Here is a 19,293-nt window from a genome sequence, read left to right as displayed (position 1 = left end):
ATGTTCTTCTTCCATCTTGGCGTGGACGGCTTCGATAACTACAATCGCATCATCGACGACAATTCCAATGGCTAAAACCAATGCAAACAAAGTGATTAAGTTTAACGAAATATCAAAAAACTGCATGAACGCAAAAGTTCCAATTAATGAAACTGGTACCGCAATCGCCGGGATAACCGTAGATCGCCAATCTCCCAAGAAAAGGAATACAACCAACCCTACTAAGACAAAGGCTTCGATCAAAGTATGGATTACTTTTTCGATAGAAGCATCAAGGAATTTAGAAACGTCATACGAAATTTCATAATCCATCCCTTTTGGGAATTTTTTCTTGATGGTTTCTAATTTAGCTTTCAAGTCTGAAATAACCTGATTGGCATTACTTCCAAAAGATTGTTTCAATACAATTGCAGCTGATGGTCTACCATTCAAATTCGAATAAATATCATACATCGAGCTACCAAATTCGATATTGGCAACATCTTTCAATCTTAAAATTTCACCATTTGGATTGGATCTTAATATAATATTTCCATATTGTTCTTTGGTTGTAAACCTTCCGGAATATTTCAATACATACTCGAATGCCTGAGAACGTTTCCCTGATGCTTCACCCGTTTTTCCTGGCGAAGCTTCCAAACTCTGGCTTGATAATGCTTCCATTACCTCGTCTGCAGAAATTTTATAGGCCAACATGCGATCTGGTTTTAACCAAATACGCATTGCATATTCACGAGTTCCCAAAATATCTCCTGACCCAATACCATTTACCCTTTTTAATTCAGACAATACATTGATATCGGCGTAGTTGTATAAGAACTTTTGATCCGTATTTTTATCGGTACTAAAAAGGTTCACATACATCAACATACTCGGAACCTCACGAGTAATTTTTATACCCTCTCGGATTACCAATGGTGGCAGTTTATTGGTAACTGAAGCCACACGGTTTTGGACATTAATAGCCGCTTGATTAGGATCTGTTCCTAAGTTAAAAACTACTTGAATACTAGCTTCACCATCGTTTCCAGCGTCAGAAGTCATGTATTTCATTCCTGGAACTCCATTCAAAGCTCTTTCCAACGGAATAACAACTGATTTGATCATCAGTTCCCCATTCGAACCCGGGTAATCTGCAGTGATATTCACCATTGGTGGTGATATAGATGGGAATTGGGTGATTGGCAAATTCATCACCGACAATACTCCTAAAAAGACAATTATAAGCGATATCACTATCGACATAACAGGTCTTTGTATAAATTTATCAAACATTTGTTTCTATTTTTTTTTTATGATTAAACCAAAAAGGATTCTGCTGAATTTTTTCACGCAGATTCAGCAGATTTAGCAGATTATTTTTAAAATCTGTTTTAACAGTTCGTCCTGACTGTTATTTGATTAGTGTCTTTAATTCGTTTTTACATTAAACAATTACTGAATACTGTAATCTATCGAATACTGATTACTAAATACTGCAAACTAATCACTTGAGTTACTCAGCTTTCAATCTTAAATGAGCAATAACTTCCTTCGGTGCGATGTATTTATAATGAATTTTGTCATTGTCTTTTACTTTCTGAACACCTTCCAGCAAGATTTTGTCATCTACAGTTATTCCACTGTCAATCATATACAAATCAGGAATTTCTCCTTTAATTGTAATTTCTTTTGAAGTCACAACATCATTTTTATCCACAACAAAAACATATTTTTTGTCCTGAATTTCATAAGTCGCTTTTTGTGGAATCACGATAACATCATGAAGCGGCGTATCCATCAACACTTTTCCAGTTTCACCATGTTTCAACAATTTCCCGGGATTTGGGAATTTCGCTCTAAAAGCAATATTTCCAGTTTCATTATCAAATTCACTTTCGATAACTTCAACAATCCCTTTGTTTTTAAATTTTTCACCATTAGCCAAAAGCAATCCTACTTTCTTTTCAGCTCTTCCTTTGATATTAGTTTCATAATCCAAATATTCTGGCTCCGAAACGTTGAAATAAGCATACATCTCACTGTTATCAGAAAGGCTGGTTAGTAACTCGCCTTCATCAATAAGGCTTCCGAGTTTCTTTGGTATTCTGTCGATAGTTCCATCAAATGGAGCTCTGATTTCGGTAAATGATAAATGTACTTTTGCAAGAGCAACTTCTGCTTTAGCCTGATCTAATTTGGCTTGAGCTACAGCTTGTTCATTTTTGGAAACTATATTTTTGTCGGCAAGTGTTTTAGCATTTTTCAATTCAATTTCTGCTGCTTTTTCTTCTGCCTGAGCTCCCAATAATTCAGCTTCATACACTTTTGGCATTATTCGGAATAACACTTGGCCTGCCTTTACAGCCTGACCTTCATCAACATAGATATTTTGCAAAAAACCCTTTTCCTGAGCCCGAATTTCAATGTTCCGAACAGATCGAATCTGCGATACATATTCTTTAGTAAACGAAGTGTCGATTTTTACAGGATTGGTAACTGCATAGGTTTCAACTTCTTCTTTTTCCTCTTTCTTGCTGTTACAACTTGCAAGTGACATCACGGCAATTAAGCCAGCGAAAACGATAATTCTCTTCATGGTTATTATAAAATTGGTAATTAAGCAAATGAATATTTGGAATATAAAATCCCTAGATCGGGGGAATGATCATCATTTACCAAGGTGAAACCTAATTTGCCCAATATGAAGAATACTTAACAACCAACATTATGACACATAATTATGCACAAACATTGGACATCAATAAATCACACCTTTAGTAAAGTGATGTGAATGGAATCAAATTCTGAAAACGCCTATTTCGAGATAAATAGGATTGGAATGACCACAAGGCGTGGCTGAAGTGACATTGTTTTTAGTGTAATCTTTGAAAATGAATTGACTGGAAAATGTCAAATACCAATTGTCGATTAAGCTATGGTTGCTTACAACAAAATTAGTTTTGTTAAGATTATCACTGCTGTGAAATTCTTCGTCTAAATCCATATCTGCGTCTTCAATTAAAACAGTGCCCGGATCCAACGTTTTTATTTTCACATGATGTTTTGTAACAAAATCCCAAGTTGGAATTTCGCAGATATTTTTTGATAGCGTATTGGCATGTACGAATTGGCCTCCACCAAATAGCAGAAACAATAAAAATAAAATATGTCCAATTACTCTTTTCATATATCGGCAAAATTAAAAAAAGATTAAGACAAAAAAATCTTTTTTTAAAATATTGATTTAATAAAACCCAGCGAAAACGTTATATTTAGTATATAATTAGCAATAATTTAGGCAAATTTAACAATTAATATATTGTTTTTTGACACTAAAAAGACTACAAAAAAATAGATCACGATAATTTTAATCAAAAATATGCGGCTAAATAAATAAAAACAAATCCGTAAATTTACATTTGGACAATTTTACTTCAATATGGATAATTTTACTTTTACAAAAGGCCCTTTCAAAACGATAATATCATTTCATAAAGTGATTGAAAATCTAGAAAAAATCGCTGTAAACGATATAGATTATCAAGCCAATTATGCCAAAGCCTTACTGGAAAAAATCGCTCATTATCCTGAATTAAGAGAAGGAATTACCGACTTAAATTTTATAAAAGAGCACGAAGAAATCATCCATAATTTACTAGCCGACCTCTTCCCTAGCGCTTTAACCAATAATGAAATTAAAGCTGTCAGCATTCCGTTTCAAAACGTGACTTTTAATTATTCTGAAAGATTTAAAAAAATTCTTCGAAATGCTGGTGTACAGTTTGATATGGAAATTCGAGATCTCAACGATGATCAATTCTATATTCTAAATTGCATTTTGATTTTGAATTCCTTTTACGGTCAGAATTTCGATTTCAATAAACCATTATTTTATGATATTCCCGATGCAAGAGGCGTTATGTTTCATTACCGTATTTTGTTTAATGCTGATTTTATCGAAATTATTCCAACACAATTTGCTCCAAAAATCACTCCCGAAGACATTAATTTACTAATGAATAATTATGACGATATTGAACTTTGGAAAGAAAAATTTCCGCTTCAAAGTTGGATATTGAAAGGATTTGCAATTGTAAGTTTGGTTGATGTTACGCGGGAAAATGCGCTGTCGAATTTAAAAAGTAACCTTTTAAGAACAAAATCAATTCAGCCCAATTTGAAATTTAGTTTTGAGTCGATTTTTCAATCATTTTTTAAAATTCCTGATTTAAAAATTGGCTTTATTTTGTATGATGAAGAAGAGGAAATGTTTACAATTCCGCCATATAATGATCAAATGACCAAAAGTCATATCTTGAGTGATTCGCAGCAAATGGATTGTAAAAACAGTATTTATGGTCATTGTTTTAAAACTCTTTTGGGGGAGAAAAAAAACATTATCATTTCTGATGTTGAAGAATTTTCAAAAATCCCTGCAAATGAAAAACTAGCGCAACATTTACTTCGCCAAAATATCCACAGCTGCATTTTTGCACCGGTAATCAAAGACAATGCTATTCTTGGAATTATCGAGGTAGTTTCATCAAAACCAAAAGATCTGAACAGCATTAACGCCATCAATTTAGATTTGGTTTTACCCTATCTCGTTGATACTTTAGAACATTATAAAACCGATAAACAAAATCAAATTGAAGCAATTATTCAAAGGGAATATACAGCCATTCATTCTAGTGTTTATTGGAAATTTAAGCGAGAAGCACTGAAATATTTTAACTCCCCAAGTAAAGACTATATTTTTAAAGAAATTATTTTTAAAGAAGTCTACCCTTTGTACGGGCAAATTGATATCAAAGGCTCTTCAGAACACCGAAATCAAACGGTGAAAGAAGATTTAAAAAACCAATTGCAAACGTTAATAAGCATTTTTGAAAGCCAAAAATCTAATGAAAGTTTTGTTTTGTTGGAACAGCGAATATTTGAATTGCAGTCTTTTTACGATGAACTTGATTCATCACTAAAAGCAGATACCGAGCAGCAAATTCAGAATTATATCGAAACCGAAATTCATCCGATCCTGAGAAATACTACAATGGATAATGAGCATGAAATCATCAAGCAAAACTATTTTGACAGCCTTGATGAAAAAACTGGAATGTTCTATCACTCCAGAAAGAAATTTGATAATACGATGTCAATTATTAATAAAAAACTGGCTGTCATTCTAGACAAGAAACAAATTGAGGCACAACAAATTTATCCACATTATTACGAGCGTTTCAAAACCGATGGAGTGGAGCACAATCTCTACATTGGCGCATCAATCTCTCCGGCAAAACCATTTGACTATCTCTATTTGAATAATTTAAGATTGTGGCAACTGCAAACTTTGTGCGAAATGGAACTCGCACACCATCAGCTCAAAGCTACTTTGCCTTATGAATTGGATGTTACTTCATTGATTTTGGTATTTAGTTCGCCAATTTCTATCCGTTTTAGAATGGACGAAAAACGCTTTGACGTTGACGGAACTTACAATGCACGCTACGAAGTGGTCAAAAAACGCATTGATAAGGCCACAATAAAAGGCACCAAAGAAAGAATTACCCAAAAAGAGAAAATCACGATCGTCTATTCGCACAATTCAGAACAAAACGAATATTTGAAATACATTAAATATCTGCAATTCAAAAAAATATTAGAACCCAACATCGAACAATTCGAAGTCGAAGAACTTCAAGGTGTGTCAGGGTTAAGAGCGATTCGGGTAAAAGTGATCAATACTATTCCGTTAAATTATTTACAGGACTTGACTTATCAAGATTTGATTGAAGAGCAGAATTAAAATAGAGAATTTCTCAAAATTTTAAAACGACTTTTTTAACTACCCTTAATTCACTTATTAGCAGGTTATTTTCACGTAGATTCACCATAAATTAAGTGTAAACAGTATAAGTTTACAAAATTCCCATATATTTATTTAATTAGTTTTTTAAGCTTTAATTTTATTGAAAATTCAATTTATATGTCGAAGCCTAAGAAAATTATTATCGGAATTATAGCTTTTTTGGCTGTTGTTCTTTTACTGAATTTTGGTTTAAATTTTTGGCTCACATATCAGCTTCCTAAGGTTATAAAGGAAAATAACAACACGCTCTATAATATCACTTATAACCAATTAAAAATCGATTTGTTGCCCGCCAATATTTACATTACAGACATTACGGTTGAGCCTAAAATCAAGCCAAAAAATAGCGTTGCCAAAATTGGTGTTTATGCCGAAACCTCCTCAATTACAATTACCAATTTCAGTGTTTGGAACTTACTTTTTAATGATATTATCAAAGCCAAAAGTGTAACTATTGACAAACCTACTGTTGTTTTGTACAAAAAAGACAAAGATGCGCGCAACATCCGAAAAGAGGTAATGGAACCGTTCGAAAAATTAATTATTGTTTCTAATATCTTCCTCAATAATGGCAAACTAAACGTTGTTTCGACCCAAGATGACAAAACGATCCTGAGCAGCCAAAACATTACTACCAGAATTGAAGACATCATCATTAATGACTCAATTATGGAGCGTTCTATTCCTTTTTTGTTTGATAAATATGTGGTGAATTGTGATAGTCTGTATTACAAACCAAATGACTTTTATACCATCAAAGCGCAGGAAATAAGAACCAATAACCATCTTTTACATATAAAAAATTTCGAATATTTACCTGAATATTCCCGTAGAGAATTTGTAAAAAAGATTGCGAAAGAAAAAGATCAGTTTACCATTAAAGCATCTTCGATAGACATAAACTCGATGGATTGGGGATTTAAAAAAGATGTTTTTTTCTTTCATGCCACATCATTAGTTCTTGATGATGTAAATGCCAATATTTATCGAAATAAAATTCCAAAAGATGATTTAAAGAAAAAACCATTATATAGCGCTTTATTACGTAATATAAAGTTTCCGTTGCAAATCGACACGCTTTTGGTGCGCCATTCAAAATTGGTTTACGAGGAAGAAATTGATTTTGAAAAAGGGCCTGCCAAGCTCACTTTTGATCATTTTAATCTAAAAGCAACTCATATAAAAAGCGGTTTTGGCATAAAAAAAACAGCAGATGTCGACATCAAAATCAATTGCCGTTTTATGAAAGATTCGCCGCTGAAAGTTCATTGGACTTTTAATGTTCTGGATCAAAAAGATGGTTTTACTATAAAAGGCAACATCAAAAATTTTGACATTCGATCATTGGACCAATTTACAAAACCTTATCTAAATGCATCTTTTGATGGAGTTTTCAGTTCATATAGTTTCAATTTTGTTGGAAATAATACAAATGCTCACGGTAGTGCCAGCCTACAATTCAAAGACTTGGGAGTAACTTTTTATAAAAAAGAAAATCCAGAAAAAAAGGCCAAACTAAAAAGCGCCCTTGCCAATTTGATTATGAAAAATGATTCGCACGGAAAAACCAAACAATCAACAATAGAAATAGAAAGGATTCAGGAGAAATCTTTTTATAATTTTTTATGGAGAAGCATTGCTGAATCTTTGAAGAAGATCCTGATTTAGAATAGCATATTTTTAACAGCAAAAAAGCGCAATTGGTACATTGCGCTTTTTGCTTTTTAAAAATTCAAAAATTGAACTAAAAATTATCTTATTTCTGTTCCTCCTTTTTCTTTTTGCTATCATCGATAATAGCTCCTGTTCCAGCACCAACACCGGCGCCTACAATTCCACCTATTATTGCTGCTTCTCCTTTTTTGTGATGGCTAACGACAGCACCTGTTGCTGCTCCTACCCCAGCCCCTATAACAGCGCCTTTTGCAGCACCACTCCATCCTTTTTTCTTAGCTGGAGCTTCTTGAACTGCTTGAGTAGAATGTTTTGTTTCAGAAGTTGCATGATGTTTTACTTCGGCAACAGCCTTATCGTGTTCCTCTTCTTTCATTTTTGCAATTACTAACTGTATAGAATCTATGGCTCTTTGCTTTTCAGTAACAATTCTCATCGAGTCTATAGTGTTTTGTTTTGCCTTATTTATTGCCTCATTTTGCTGTTTCTGACAGCTAGTGATGACCAATGCCAAAAATATTATTGATAGCGTTTTCATAATTACAAGCTTTAAATTTTTACAAAGTAAAAACCAAAACTGTAGAAAAAATTACAGAATTGTAACATTAATTTATAAGATTTAAAGTATAATTAATTGAAATTCAATTTTAGTAAGTACTAAGAATTCTGAAAGCGAGTACAAAAGCAATTACCGATATTACGATTCCAATCATAAAAATATTATAGGCAATTCGCAATAAACGGTATTTTTTTTCCAAGACAATTCCCAGAAAATATAAATCTTTAATCAATGAATTATACAGGTATTCCCTGTCTTTCATCATTTCGTTCATTGCCCACTGGTATTCATTTAAAGGCATTTTGTAAAAGTTTCCAAAAAACAGCAGATTGGTATTTCGATTATCAACATCTTTTTTTGTAAAAACACCTTTTGTCACTTTTGGTCGTGTTGATAGAATTGCAAATATAATTGTAATAACACTCGACATCAGCATAATAAAAGTTGGTAAAACTAAATGCGCATTTTTGGGACTATCCAACTTTGGAATTAATGTAGAAAGCGCTATCGAAATAATAATCGCATTTACAGACAATAAAATATTCGCTTTACTATCGGCAATTCCGCTCAAACGTGTATGATTGCCAAGAGTCACTCTGAATAAAGTATCTATTCCGCGGTCTGGCTTGTTATCTTTTTCAATTTTATCATCTGTTTTTTTTGATTTTTTACTCATTTTTTCAATTTTTTTCCGAAGTCTTTTTATGTTTTTTTCTTTTAAAGGTTGCCAATTTTCTTTAGCATAAGAAGTATAAAACTTATGCGCCGTGGTCAGGAAATATTCATTCACTTTTGCCCACTCCAAATCGGTCATCGATTTACCTTCTGTGTTTTGCCATTCTTTTCTTAAACCCTCACATTTAAAAAGATAATCATCATTGAGAATATGGTGATAATCCGCATCTTTTATTATTTTTTCTAGGTCTGTTTGGGGAACATATTTTTTTTCAGTAGCTCTGATTAAATTGGAAACTGTGTCAATATAGTCATCAGATTTTCCTTTTTCTTTCAAAAAATGACTTGCAATTTCAATACTGAGTTCTTCGTGATTGACATGGTTTTTTGTATAACCCACATCATGAAACCAAGCTGCAACCAATAAAATCTCTTTGTCAGATGGATTTACATTTTCTGCATCACACAAAATAGTTACGGCTCGAACTACTTCAAGCGTATGATTCAGATTGTGATACGTATATAAATCGGACAGCTTATCTTTGATTAAATTTGTAACAAAGTCCTGAGATTCATCTACCAGAGTCATAAAATATTTTTTTATAAATCTAAATTATGAAATTGTTTGCTAAAAAATCATTTGTTATTGATTTAATAAGAATCAAAACCTCAGTTTTGAACCGTTAAAATTCTCAATTTATAGAACTTCGTTCAAAAGTTTTAAAAATCACACTTTCGTATTTAGTTCGTTCTATAAATTAGTACCTTTAACTATTACCACCAAACCAGATATCTAATCATCTATAAATCATGATTTTAAAAAATTGCTTTATAAAAAGAAACATACTATTTTTTGTTGTTGTCTTATTCATTTTGTTGCTTCAATCATGCGCTACTCATCATGCCCAGTATGGCAAAGAGATAGACAAACCAACTGCAGAAAACGAACCAGATTCTACACAAATTAGACATACATTATATTTGATTGGCGATGCAGGAAATGCCGATGAACCTAAGGCTAAGGAAACACTTCAACTTTTTGAAAACAGATTGAAAAAAGCCAATAAAAAAAGTACTCTTTTGTTTCTTGGTGATAATATTTATCCAAAAGGATTTCCAGATACCAACGTTCGAAAAGAGCAGGATTTAGCCAAAACTAAATTAACTAATCAACTGCAATTATCTAAAAGCTTCAAAGGGAAAACCATCTTTATTGCTGGAAATCACGATTGGTATAGCGGAATTAAAGGTTTGGAAAGAGAAGCAAAATTTGTAACTGATTATTTAAATGACAAAAAAGCTTTTCTTCCTCAAAAAAATTGTGGCATAGAAGAATTAAAAATTAGTGAGATGGTAACTCTAATTACCATTGACAGTCAATGGTTTTTGGAAGACTGGGACAAAATCCCAACCATAAATGATGAATGTACTATCAAAACACGAGAAGATTTTTATGATGAACTAGAAAGTTTATTGAACAAAAATCAAGAAAAAACTATAGTCCTCGCACTACACCATCCATTATTGACAAACGGTTCACATGGCGGGCAATATGCTGTAGAGAAAGAAATTTTCCCGTTGGAGAAAAAAATTCCGATGCCTGTTGTGGGTTCGTTTATGAATTTAATCCGAAAAACTTCCGGTATTAATCCGCAGGATATTCAAAACAAAGTGTATCTCAATTTTACAAAAAGAATAAAGACCCTTTTGCAAGATAAAAATAATGTCATTGTCGTATCGGGCCATGACCATAATTTACAATTTATCTACAAAAATAATATCCGTCAAATTATTAGCGGCGCAGGTTCAAAATCAGAAGCTGCGAAAGCTATTAATCCTTATGATTTTTCATACGGAGGAAATGGTTACGTCAAATTAAATTTTTATAAAAATGGTAAAGCCGATGTCGCTTTTTATGGAAATGAAAACCATAAAGAAAAATTACTTTTTGAACAAACTATCATAAGATCAAGAGATACTGTTCCGCCACTTAATCTTCCAATTAGTTTTCCTGAAAGAACCACAGCATCTATTTATACTAAAGAAATGACCCAAAAAAGTATTTTTCATAAATTCTTTTTTGGCCAGCATTACAGGAAATATTACAGTTTACCAATTGATGTCAAAACGGCGACTCTGGATACACTTTTTGGCGGAGTGAAACCTATACGTGAAGGTGGCGGACATCAATCAAAATCCTTGCGACTTGTGGATGCCACTGGAAAAGAATATGCAATGCGTGCTTTGAAGAAAAGTTCATCTCGTTTTCTGCAATCTGTGGTTTTCAAAGATCAATTTGTTTTGAATCAATTTCACGACACTTATGCCGAGGATTTTTTATTTGATTTTTACACCACTTCTCATCCGTATACACCACTTGCGGTTGTCAATCTGGCTGATAAAATTGGCGTAGCTCATACCAATCCACATTTATATTATATTCCAAAAGAAAACGCATTGAAAGGCTTTAATTATAAGTTTGGAAATGAACTTTACTTCGTCGAAGAACAAGTTGGCAGCAGTCAAAAAAACGTAAAAAGTCTGGGAAAACCACTCGATATTATTAGCACTGATGATGTATTGAAAAATATTCGAAAAGATGAAAAATACACCATCGATGAACCCGAATACATAAAAGCCAGATTATTTGATATGCTTATCGGAGATTGGGACAGGCACAGTGACCAATGGCGTTGGGGAGAATACCATGAAAACGGAAAAATAATTTACAAACCTATCCCGAGAGATCGCGATCAGGCTTTTACTAAATATGATGGAGCTTTACTTTTCTTTCTGATGAAAATGCCCGCACTACGCCATCAACAAACGTTTTCTAAAGATATTTATAATGTAAAATGGCTCAATCGCGAACCTTATCCTCAAGATATTGCTTTCTTAAAAACGGCCACTGAAAAAGAATGGCTGACTCAGGCAAAATACATTCAGGAACACCTTTCGGATACAGAAATTGATAATGCTTTTTCTTCATTACCAAAAGAAGTTCAGGATAAAACAATTGATGACATTAAACGTAAATTAAAAATAAGAAAAACAAAACTTCAGGAATACGCCAGAGAGTATTACAACGTACTGCAAAAAACGGTTTTAATCGTTGGAACTGACAAAAAAGACAAATTTATAATTAATCACATCTCAAAAAACAATACCGAAGTCGCGGTTTACAGAATTAAAGACAAAGGCGATGAATTGCTTTATACTAAACAATTCAACGATAAAAAAACCAAAAATATCTGGATTTATGGTTTAGACGATGATGATTTATTTGAAGTAAAAGGCAATACCAAATCTGAGCTTAACATCAAATTGATTGGAGGTCAAAATCACGACTCTTATACAGTTGAAAATGGTGAAAAACTCAAAATATATGATTTTAAAACCAAACCGAATAGCTACGTTTTGGACAAAAAAGCTAAAACTTTTTTGAATGACGATTACGAAACAAATTTGTACAACTACGAAAAGATAAAATACAATTCAATAGCAGGATTTCCTTTTGGAGGTTATAATCCGGATGACGGAGTAAAATTGGGATTTGTTGGTATTTATACAGTAAACAAATTTATTCAAAATCCGTACAGTCAAAGACATGTTTTAAGAGCCAACTATTTATTTGCTACAAAAGGTTATGAATTTATTTATAATGGCGTTATTCCATTAACTTCGAGTAAATGGAGTTTTGAGATAGAATCTAAATTTACGAGTCCAAACTTCTCCATCAACTTTTTTGGTTATGGGAACGAAACCGTAAACAATGATGACATTTATGGAATGGATTACAACAGAGTGCGACTGCGCACCCTGAATGCTTTACCATCGTTAAAAAGAACAGGACGATTTGGAGATGAAATTAACTTTATTACCATTTTTGAAAAAATAAAAGTCGAAGAAACCACCGACCGCTATGTCAACATTCCAGGTGTTGTAGATCCAAGAGTTTTTGATAATCAGCAATATGCTGGAGTTGCCATTAGATATAGTTTTGAAAATTATGATGTGCCTTCACTCCCGACTATGGGATTTGGCTTTTCGCTGGCTGGTAGCTGGAAAATGAATATTGGTGATGCAAAAACAAACTTACCAACAGTAGAAGCAAAACTAAATTTCAATCACAAAATTGATCCAGATGGTCAGTTTGTGTTGGCTACTATTTTAAGATCAAAAGTACTTTTTAATAATAATTTTGAATTTTATCAAGGTGCAACTTTGGGTGGTGATTATGATTTAAGAGGTTTTAGAAACGAACGTTTTTTGGGTAAATCTTCATATTACCAAAGTACCGATTTGCGCTGGAATATTGGTAAAATAAAGAAAAGTATTGTTCCAATGTCATTCGGAATACTTGCTGGTTTTGATTACGGAAGAGTTTGGCTCGATGGCGAAGATTCCCAAAAATGGCATCAATCATTGGGTGGCGGAATTTGGATTAACGGCCTAAATGTAATTACAGGAAGGATAACTTATTTTAAAAGTAACGATGATAAAGCCAGAATTGCTGTAGGTTTAGGGTACGGATTTTAATTTTTCCAAAGTTATTTCATACACATTGGCTTTGGATAAATTTCCTTTTTCTTCTGCGATGATCAGGGTTTTGTTATCTTTAAAACAGATAGCCTCCTTCTGAGAAAAATTATTTAGTTTTAATTCAGTTTGAGTTCCGTTTAGGAAATCACCTTCTTTATAATTCTCAAATAAAAATACTTTGTCATGCGCCAAAAAAACAATTTTGGAAGCATCTGGACTAATGGCTGCACTCGTAATGACGCAATGACGATAGTTATCACAGGTTTTGAATTTGCCAATTAACAAAGCCTGATGATTTCCTGCTACATTTGGAATTTTATAAACGAAAACAGTTCCATCATAGCCTTTGCTCCTATTTTTTGTAAAAAGATAAAAATTGCCTTTATATTCAAAAAAACTTTCTGCATCAAAGAATAACTCGGATTTTTTGGGTGGAAATTCTTTTTGTTCCGGATATGAAAATGAAACTTTATAAGAAGGAATGGTTTCGTCTTTATCTAAGGCATTTTTATCAATTTTATAAATGCATAAATCCTTCCTTTTATTACCATTATTCCCAAAATCTCCAATATATAAGTTCCCGGCCACATCTTTGGTGATGTCTTCCCAATCACCATTGCGAGCTTCGGTAATAGCCAATTTTCGTTGTATTTTCCCTTCTTGAGTATCCAAACCATAAATCACGCTTGGATTTCCACTATCTTCCAAAACCCAAAACAAATTATCTTTTTCAGTATACACGATTCCAGAAACTTCTTTAAGTTTTTTAGGCAAATCGAATATTTTGGTAAGCTTCTCGGAACTGTTTTGGCAAGCTAATAAAACAAATGCAACTAAAATTAGGATAAAATTTTTCATAGATTTTTTTGAATAGACTCAAAAATAACATTTTAATTAAAAATATAAAAGGATTATAAAGTTGAAATTCTATTCTATAAAAGTTTGATAAATTCGTTTCTTTGCCAAACGAAAATCAAAATCCTTTCATGCCAGAATATTTCTTCGATTTAGAATACAACAATCACGTTTATAATGTAAATGAAGTCAACTTCAAAGAATTTGAACGCTGTACTTTCAATCAATGCACGTTTTCTGCCTGTAATTTTATGGATGTTACGTTTATCGATTGTGTTTTTAATGATTGTATTTTTAGCGAAGCCAAAATAAATCATGTTGCTTTGAGAACTGTTACATTTAATCATTGCGAAATCAAAGATGTCAATTTTGCAATGTGCAGCAAACTTATTTTCGAAGTTCGTTTTGACAATTGTGTTCTTGATTTTTCAAAATTTTATACTTTAAAAATAAAAGGAACACCATTTATCAATTGTAGTTTGATAGCTGTAGATTTTATGGCCACCGATTTGACCGAAGTCCTTTTTGAAAATTGTGATTTATACCGCGCCGAATTTGCAAAGGCAATAGCAAATAAAGCCAATTTTAAAACCAGCCATAATTATACTATAGATCCGAAAACCACTAAATTAAAAAAAGCCATCTTCTTATTAGATGGCTTAAAAGGACTTCTGTATAAACACGATATTATAGTGAAATAATTCGCAAACAATAATTTAAAAAACTTGTACTTTATTGCTCAAACATTTTATCAAATCGTTTTTGCATTTCGTCAAAACTTACATATTCTTTATGAGTAGCTATCATCCATTTATAGCCATAAGGATCAAGCACCTGTCCAGCTCTATCCCCGTAGAATTCATCTTTTACAGGCATCACGACAGTTGCGCCTGTATCAATTGCTTTTTGAAAAACTGCATCAACATCTTTAACATACAATGCAAATGTCAGGGGGTTTCCACCGAGAGATGTGGGACTTATGTTTTTCCACTCTTCATTTTCTTCAGATAACATCAGTAAAGATCCTTCTATTAGGATTTCTGCGTGAGCTACTTTCCCATCTGGATGTAGTAATTTGCCTTGCTCTATAGCTCCAAAAGCTTTTTTGTAGAATTCGATTGCTTCATGGCATCCTTTAATTGCGATATAAGGACTCAATGAATGTGCTCCAGGATAGATGTGTGAATTTTCCATAATGTGTTGTTTTTTAATTTTTAAACTTAAATAAACCGCAACTTAAAATTACACACTTATTTGCAAATCAATACATTACAAATAAAATTTAACTAATAATTTAGAAGCTTGATTGCTCAACATAAAAAAAATCGAAACAAGATTGCTTCGATTTTTATAGTTCTAAATATAATTTAGTTAAATCTGTTTTGCCAGTATAAAATCTTCCATTAAATAACCATTTCCTATTTCAATATCAATCTCCGAGATGATTTCAAAACCTAGTTTTTGATAAAAAAATAACGCTTTGTTAAAACGGTTTACATTTAATAAAAGTGAAGTAAAGTCATTTTTTTTAGCAGCAATCTCAATAAAATCAATTAGTTTTTTACCAATTCCTTTGCCTTGAGTTTCTGGCAAAACATAAATTTTATGAATTTTTGTTTGTTGCTTTTGATTATAAGAATGTTCAAAAGAAGCAAAGCCTAAAACATTCTCATTTTCTTTAGCTAAGATAAAATGATTTCCATTATTGATAATGCTGTCTTTTATGGTTTGTTCATTATAAAAAGCATCCAACATATAATCTAATTGTTGCTTCGAGAGAATTTCTCCATAGGCAATTGGCCAGGTTTGATAAGCTATGTCTTGAATTATTTTAATGTCAGCAAAAGTCGCCTCTGAAATTGTAATCATATTTCGTTTAAAAATCTTTTAATTTTATAAAAATATTTTGGTAGTCCAATGATAACACAAAAAAAGTATCCCGAAAATCGAGATACTTTATAAAAATATAATTGTTATTAATCGTTAAAAATGCGATTTTCTTGTTCGCTCACCCTGATAAAAGTGGTTCTTTTCGTTAGTTCTTTTAATCTTGAAGCTCCAACATAGGTACAAGTACTTCTTAAACCGCCTAAAATATCCAAGACTGTATTTATAACTTTTCCTTTAAAAGGAACCTGAACCGTTTTTCCTTCGCTTGCTCTATATTCTGCAACACCTCCAACATGTTTATCCATTGCTGTTGTAGAACTCATTCCGTAAAATTGCTTGAATTTTTCACCATCAATTTCAATAAGTTCTCCGCCACTTTCTTCATGTCCGGATAGCATTCCACCCAACATCACAAAATCAGAACCAGCTCCAAAAGCTTTAGCCACATCCCCAGGAGTCGTACAACCGCCATCACTGATAATATGTCCACCTAAACCGTGAGCCGCATCAGCACATTCAATAATTGCTGAAAGCTGTGGATAACCAACACCTGTTTTTACACGAGTCGTACAAACTGAACCAGGTCCAATTCCAACTTTTACAATATCAGCACCAGCTAGCAATAGTTCTTCAACCATTTCGCCAGTCACTACATTTCCCGCAATAATAACTTTGTCTGGGAATTGTTTGCGCGTTTGTTTCAAAAATTTTACAAAATGTTCTGAATATCCATTGGCAACATCAATACAAATAAATCGAATCAATGGATTTGCATTAATGATTTCAGTAATTTTCAAAAAATCTTGTTTTCCTGTTCCTGTACTTATTGCAATATAATTATAGATATCTGGAGAAGCATTTTTTAAGAAATTATTCCATTCCTGAGGTGTATAATGCTTGTGAATTGCTGTAAATAATTGCTGTTCGGCCAAAACTGTTGCCATCTCAAAAGTTCCAACTGTATCCATATTTGCCGCCATAATTGGAATTCCTGTCCAAATACTCGTGCTGTGTAAAAATGTATAATTTCTTTCTAAAGATACTTCGGATCTACTTTTTAAAGTGGATCTTTTAGGTCTAATCATTACATCTTTAAACCCTAATTTTAAATCAGATTCTATTCTCATTTCCCTGTATTTTGATTTTGAGCAAAGGTACCTTTTTCGACAGCAAACTTGTCTTAATAAAACTATAAACTAATTTCCTTTCCCAACAAATATCGGGATTAACATTGAAAATTAACCGTGAATTGTTTCTCCTTTTCCATAATTAGCAATGATCGATTCTTCGTAAGCTAACCATTCTCTCCAACGCTTTTCAACATCAATTCCAACACCATATTTTCTGGCATAAGTGATGAATGTAGTATAATGCCCTGCTTCGCTTTCCATTAATTCTCTGTAAAAAACAGCTAATTCTTCGTCTTTAATATTTTCAGACAACACTTTGAATCGTTCGCAGCTTCTGGCTTCAATCATAGCTGAAAATAACAAACGTTCAACCAGGCCTGAAACTCTGCTTCCATCGCCACTTTTTTTCATGTACAAGTACAATTCATTCACGTAATCATCTTTACGCTCACGGCCTAATTTTAATCCACGTTTGATGATAATATTGTGTACTTGCTCAAAATGATCGATTTCTTCTTTAGCCAAAGCCAATAAATCCTTCACTAAATCCTGATGTTCCGAATTGTTAGTAATAATTGTAATAGCATTGGTAGCCGCTTTTTGTTCACACCAAGCATGATCGGTAAGGATTTCTTCTATGTTTTTCTCTACAATATTAACCCATCTTGGGTCAGTTGGTAATTGTAATCGTAATACGCCCATTTCTTTTTGTTTAAATGTTTACATTGTTTAAGGTTTAAAGTTGAAGCAAATGAAAAAAGTTTAAAGTTTTGGAATGCTTTAGCAAACACGAAACTTTAAACTTTTAAACTTTAAACTTTTAAACTAAAATTTAGAACACAAAGATCGCTCTTTCGCTCATCATTTCGTTTACTTCATTAGCTACTTCTTCGATAACGTCTTCGTTTGTGTGATCTGCCAAAACTTTGTCGATCAAAGCAACAATAGTTTCCATATCTTCTTCAACAAGACCACGAGTAGTTACTGCAGCAGTTCCTACACGAATACCAGATGTAACAAATGGTGATTTATCGTCAAAAGGAACCATGTTTTTATTTACAGTAATTTCTGCTTTCACCAAAGCATTTTCAGCTTCTTTTCCAGAAATCCCTTTGTTTCTAAGGTCGATCAACATCATGTGATTGTCTGTTCCTCCAGAAATAATATTGTATCCTCTTTTCACAAAAGCATCAGCCATAGCTTTAGCATTTTTTTGCAATTGCAAAGCATAAGTAAAGAACTCATCTTGTAAAGCTTCACCAAAAGCTACCGCTTTTGCAGCTATAATGTGCATTAATGGCCCACCTTGATTTCCTGGGAAAACAGCAAGATCTAATAATGATGACATCATTCTGATTTCACCTTTTGGAGTAGTTAATCCCCAAGGATTTTCAAAATCTTTACCCATCATAATCAAACCTCCACGTGGTCCACGCAATGTTTTGTGAGTAGTTGTAGTCACAATATGACAATGAGGAATTGGGTCATTCATCAAACCTTTGGCAATAAGTCCAGCTGGGTGAGAAATATCAGCCATTAAAATAGCTCCAACACTATCAGCAATTACTCTGAAACGCTCAAAATCCATATCACGAGAATAAGCCGAAGCTCCTGCGATAATTAATTTTGGCTGTTCTTTGGTGGCAATTTCCTGAATTTTATCATAATCCAAACGACCAGTTTCTTTATCTACACCGTAAAAAACTGGAGTGTACAAACGTCCAGAGAAGTTTACTGGCGAACCGTGAGTTAGATGTCCACCATGTGATAAGTCGAAACCTAAAATTTTATCACCTGGTTTTAGGCAAGCAAAAAACACAGCTGTATTAGCTTGTGAACCCGAGTGTGGCTGTACATTTGCATATTCAGCACCAAATAATTCTTTGGCTCTGTCAATAGCAATTTGCTCAATTACATCCACTACTTCGCATCCTCCGTAATATCTTTTGCCTGGATATCCTTCAGCATATTTATTTGTTAAAACAGATCCAGCTGCTTCCATAACATCGTCACTTACGAAGTTTTCAGAAGCAATAAGCTCTAATCCGTGAATTTGTCTGTCTTGCTCTTCTAAAATAAGGTCAAAAATTTGTGTGTCGCGTTGCATTTCTTTGATTTTC

General features: G+C 33.0%; 15 protein-coding genes. 4 read left to right on the top strand and 11 right to left on the bottom strand.

What is annotated here, in order from left to right; all coding sequences use genetic code 11:
• From VLC96_RS06350 to VLC96_RS06340, 3 genes are all read right to left on the bottom strand, one after another.
• On the bottom strand, positions 1–1,275 hold a 1,275-nt coding region (locus VLC96_RS06350; RefSeq protein WP_325261434.1), incomplete at its 3' end, for an efflux RND transporter permease subunit.
• 220 nt (positions 1,276–1,495) lie between these two features.
• Positions 1,496–2,578, bottom strand: coding sequence for an efflux RND transporter periplasmic adaptor subunit (locus VLC96_RS06345; protein ID WP_325261432.1), 1,083 nt, complete (start codon positions 2,576–2,578; stop codon positions 1,496–1,498).
• Between the two features lie 201 nt (positions 2,579–2,779).
• The gene (locus VLC96_RS06340) at positions 2,780–3,169 is read right to left on the bottom strand and encodes a hypothetical protein (RefSeq protein ID WP_325261431.1); all 390 of its coding nucleotides are present in this window, start codon (positions 3,167–3,169) and stop codon (positions 2,780–2,782) included.
• A 252-nt stretch (positions 3,170–3,421) separates the two neighbouring features.
• On the opposite strand from VLC96_RS06340, the gene VLC96_RS06335 reads away from it, so the two are divergent.
• Positions 3,422–5,785: a GAF domain-containing protein gene (locus tag VLC96_RS06335; protein ID WP_325261429.1), complete on the top strand. Its 2,364-nt coding sequence runs from the start codon at positions 3,422–3,424 to the stop codon at positions 5,783–5,785.
• 180 nt (positions 5,786–5,965) lie between these two features.
• A complete protein-coding gene (locus VLC96_RS06330) occupies positions 5,966–7,516 on the top strand; it encodes a hypothetical protein (RefSeq protein WP_325261428.1) in 1,551 nt (516 codons plus the stop codon).
• An 88-nt stretch (positions 7,517–7,604) separates the two neighbouring features.
• Here VLC96_RS06330 and VLC96_RS06325 read toward each other — a convergent pair whose 3' ends face one another.
• Positions 7,605–8,060, bottom strand: coding sequence for a YMGG-like glycine zipper-containing protein (locus VLC96_RS06325; protein ID WP_325261426.1), 456 nt, complete (start codon positions 8,058–8,060; stop codon positions 7,605–7,607).
• A gap of 109 nt (positions 8,061–8,169) precedes the next feature.
• Positions 8,170–9,345, bottom strand: coding sequence for a Pycsar system effector family protein (locus VLC96_RS06320; RefSeq protein ID WP_325261424.1), 1,176 nt, complete (start codon positions 9,343–9,345; stop codon positions 8,170–8,172).
• Positions 9,346–9,566: 221 nt separating this feature from the next.
• Between VLC96_RS06320 and VLC96_RS06315 the strand changes: the two genes are divergently transcribed.
• Positions 9,567–13,295, top strand: a complete 3,729-nt coding sequence (locus VLC96_RS06315; RefSeq protein ID WP_325261423.1) for a metallophosphoesterase — start codon at positions 9,567–9,569, stop codon at positions 13,293–13,295.
• On the opposite strand, the gene VLC96_RS06310 is transcribed toward VLC96_RS06315, so the two are convergent.
• Positions 13,278–14,156 carry a hypothetical protein gene (locus VLC96_RS06310; protein WP_325261421.1) on the bottom strand — a complete coding sequence of 293 codons (879 nt, stop codon included), beginning with the start codon at positions 14,154–14,156 and terminating at the stop codon, positions 13,278–13,280. The genes VLC96_RS06315 and VLC96_RS06310 overlap by 18 nt on opposite strands.
• A 128-nt stretch (positions 14,157–14,284) precedes the next feature.
• On the opposite strand from VLC96_RS06310, the gene VLC96_RS06305 reads away from it, so the two are divergent.
• On the top strand, positions 14,285–14,854 hold the full coding sequence (locus tag VLC96_RS06305) for a pentapeptide repeat-containing protein (protein WP_325261436.1): 570 nt from the start codon (positions 14,285–14,287) through the stop codon (positions 14,852–14,854).
• A 31-nt stretch (positions 14,855–14,885) separates the two neighbouring features.
• On the opposite strand, the gene VLC96_RS06300 is transcribed toward VLC96_RS06305, so the two are convergent.
• The 5 genes from VLC96_RS06300 to glyA all read right to left on the bottom strand — a co-directional run bounded on the left by VLC96_RS06300 (position 14,886) and on the right by glyA (position 19,280).
• Entirely contained in the window at positions 14,886–15,347 is a 462-nt protein-coding gene (locus tag VLC96_RS06300) for a VOC family protein (RefSeq protein WP_325261420.1), read from the bottom strand.
• Positions 15,348–15,524: 177 nt separating this feature from the next.
• Positions 15,525–16,022, bottom strand: coding sequence for a GNAT family N-acetyltransferase (locus VLC96_RS06295; protein ID WP_325261418.1), 498 nt, complete (start codon positions 16,020–16,022; stop codon positions 15,525–15,527).
• A gap of 107 nt (positions 16,023–16,129) precedes the next feature.
• The gene (locus VLC96_RS06290) at positions 16,130–17,170 is read right to left on the bottom strand and encodes a GMP reductase (RefSeq protein ID WP_325261416.1); all 1,041 of its coding nucleotides are present in this window, start codon (positions 17,168–17,170) and stop codon (positions 16,130–16,132) included.
• Between the two features lie 111 nt (positions 17,171–17,281).
• Complete coding sequence (locus tag VLC96_RS06285; protein ID WP_100430265.1) at positions 17,282–17,875, bottom strand: MiaE family protein; 594 nt, start codon at positions 17,873–17,875, stop codon at positions 17,282–17,284.
• A 130-nt stretch (positions 17,876–18,005) separates the two neighbouring features.
• On the bottom strand, positions 18,006–19,280 hold the full coding sequence (gene glyA, locus VLC96_RS06280) for a serine hydroxymethyltransferase (RefSeq protein ID WP_325261415.1): 1,275 nt from the start codon (positions 19,278–19,280) through the stop codon (positions 18,006–18,008).
• Between the last annotated feature and the right edge of the window lie 13 nt (positions 19,281–19,293).

The sequence above is a fragment of the Flavobacterium sp. genome (assembly GCF_035456085.1).
Taxonomy (GTDB): Bacteria; Bacteroidota; Bacteroidia; order Flavobacteriales; family Flavobacteriaceae; genus Flavobacterium.
Note: the sequence above shows the minus strand (reverse complement) of the source record. Positions and strands in the feature narration are given on the sequence as shown.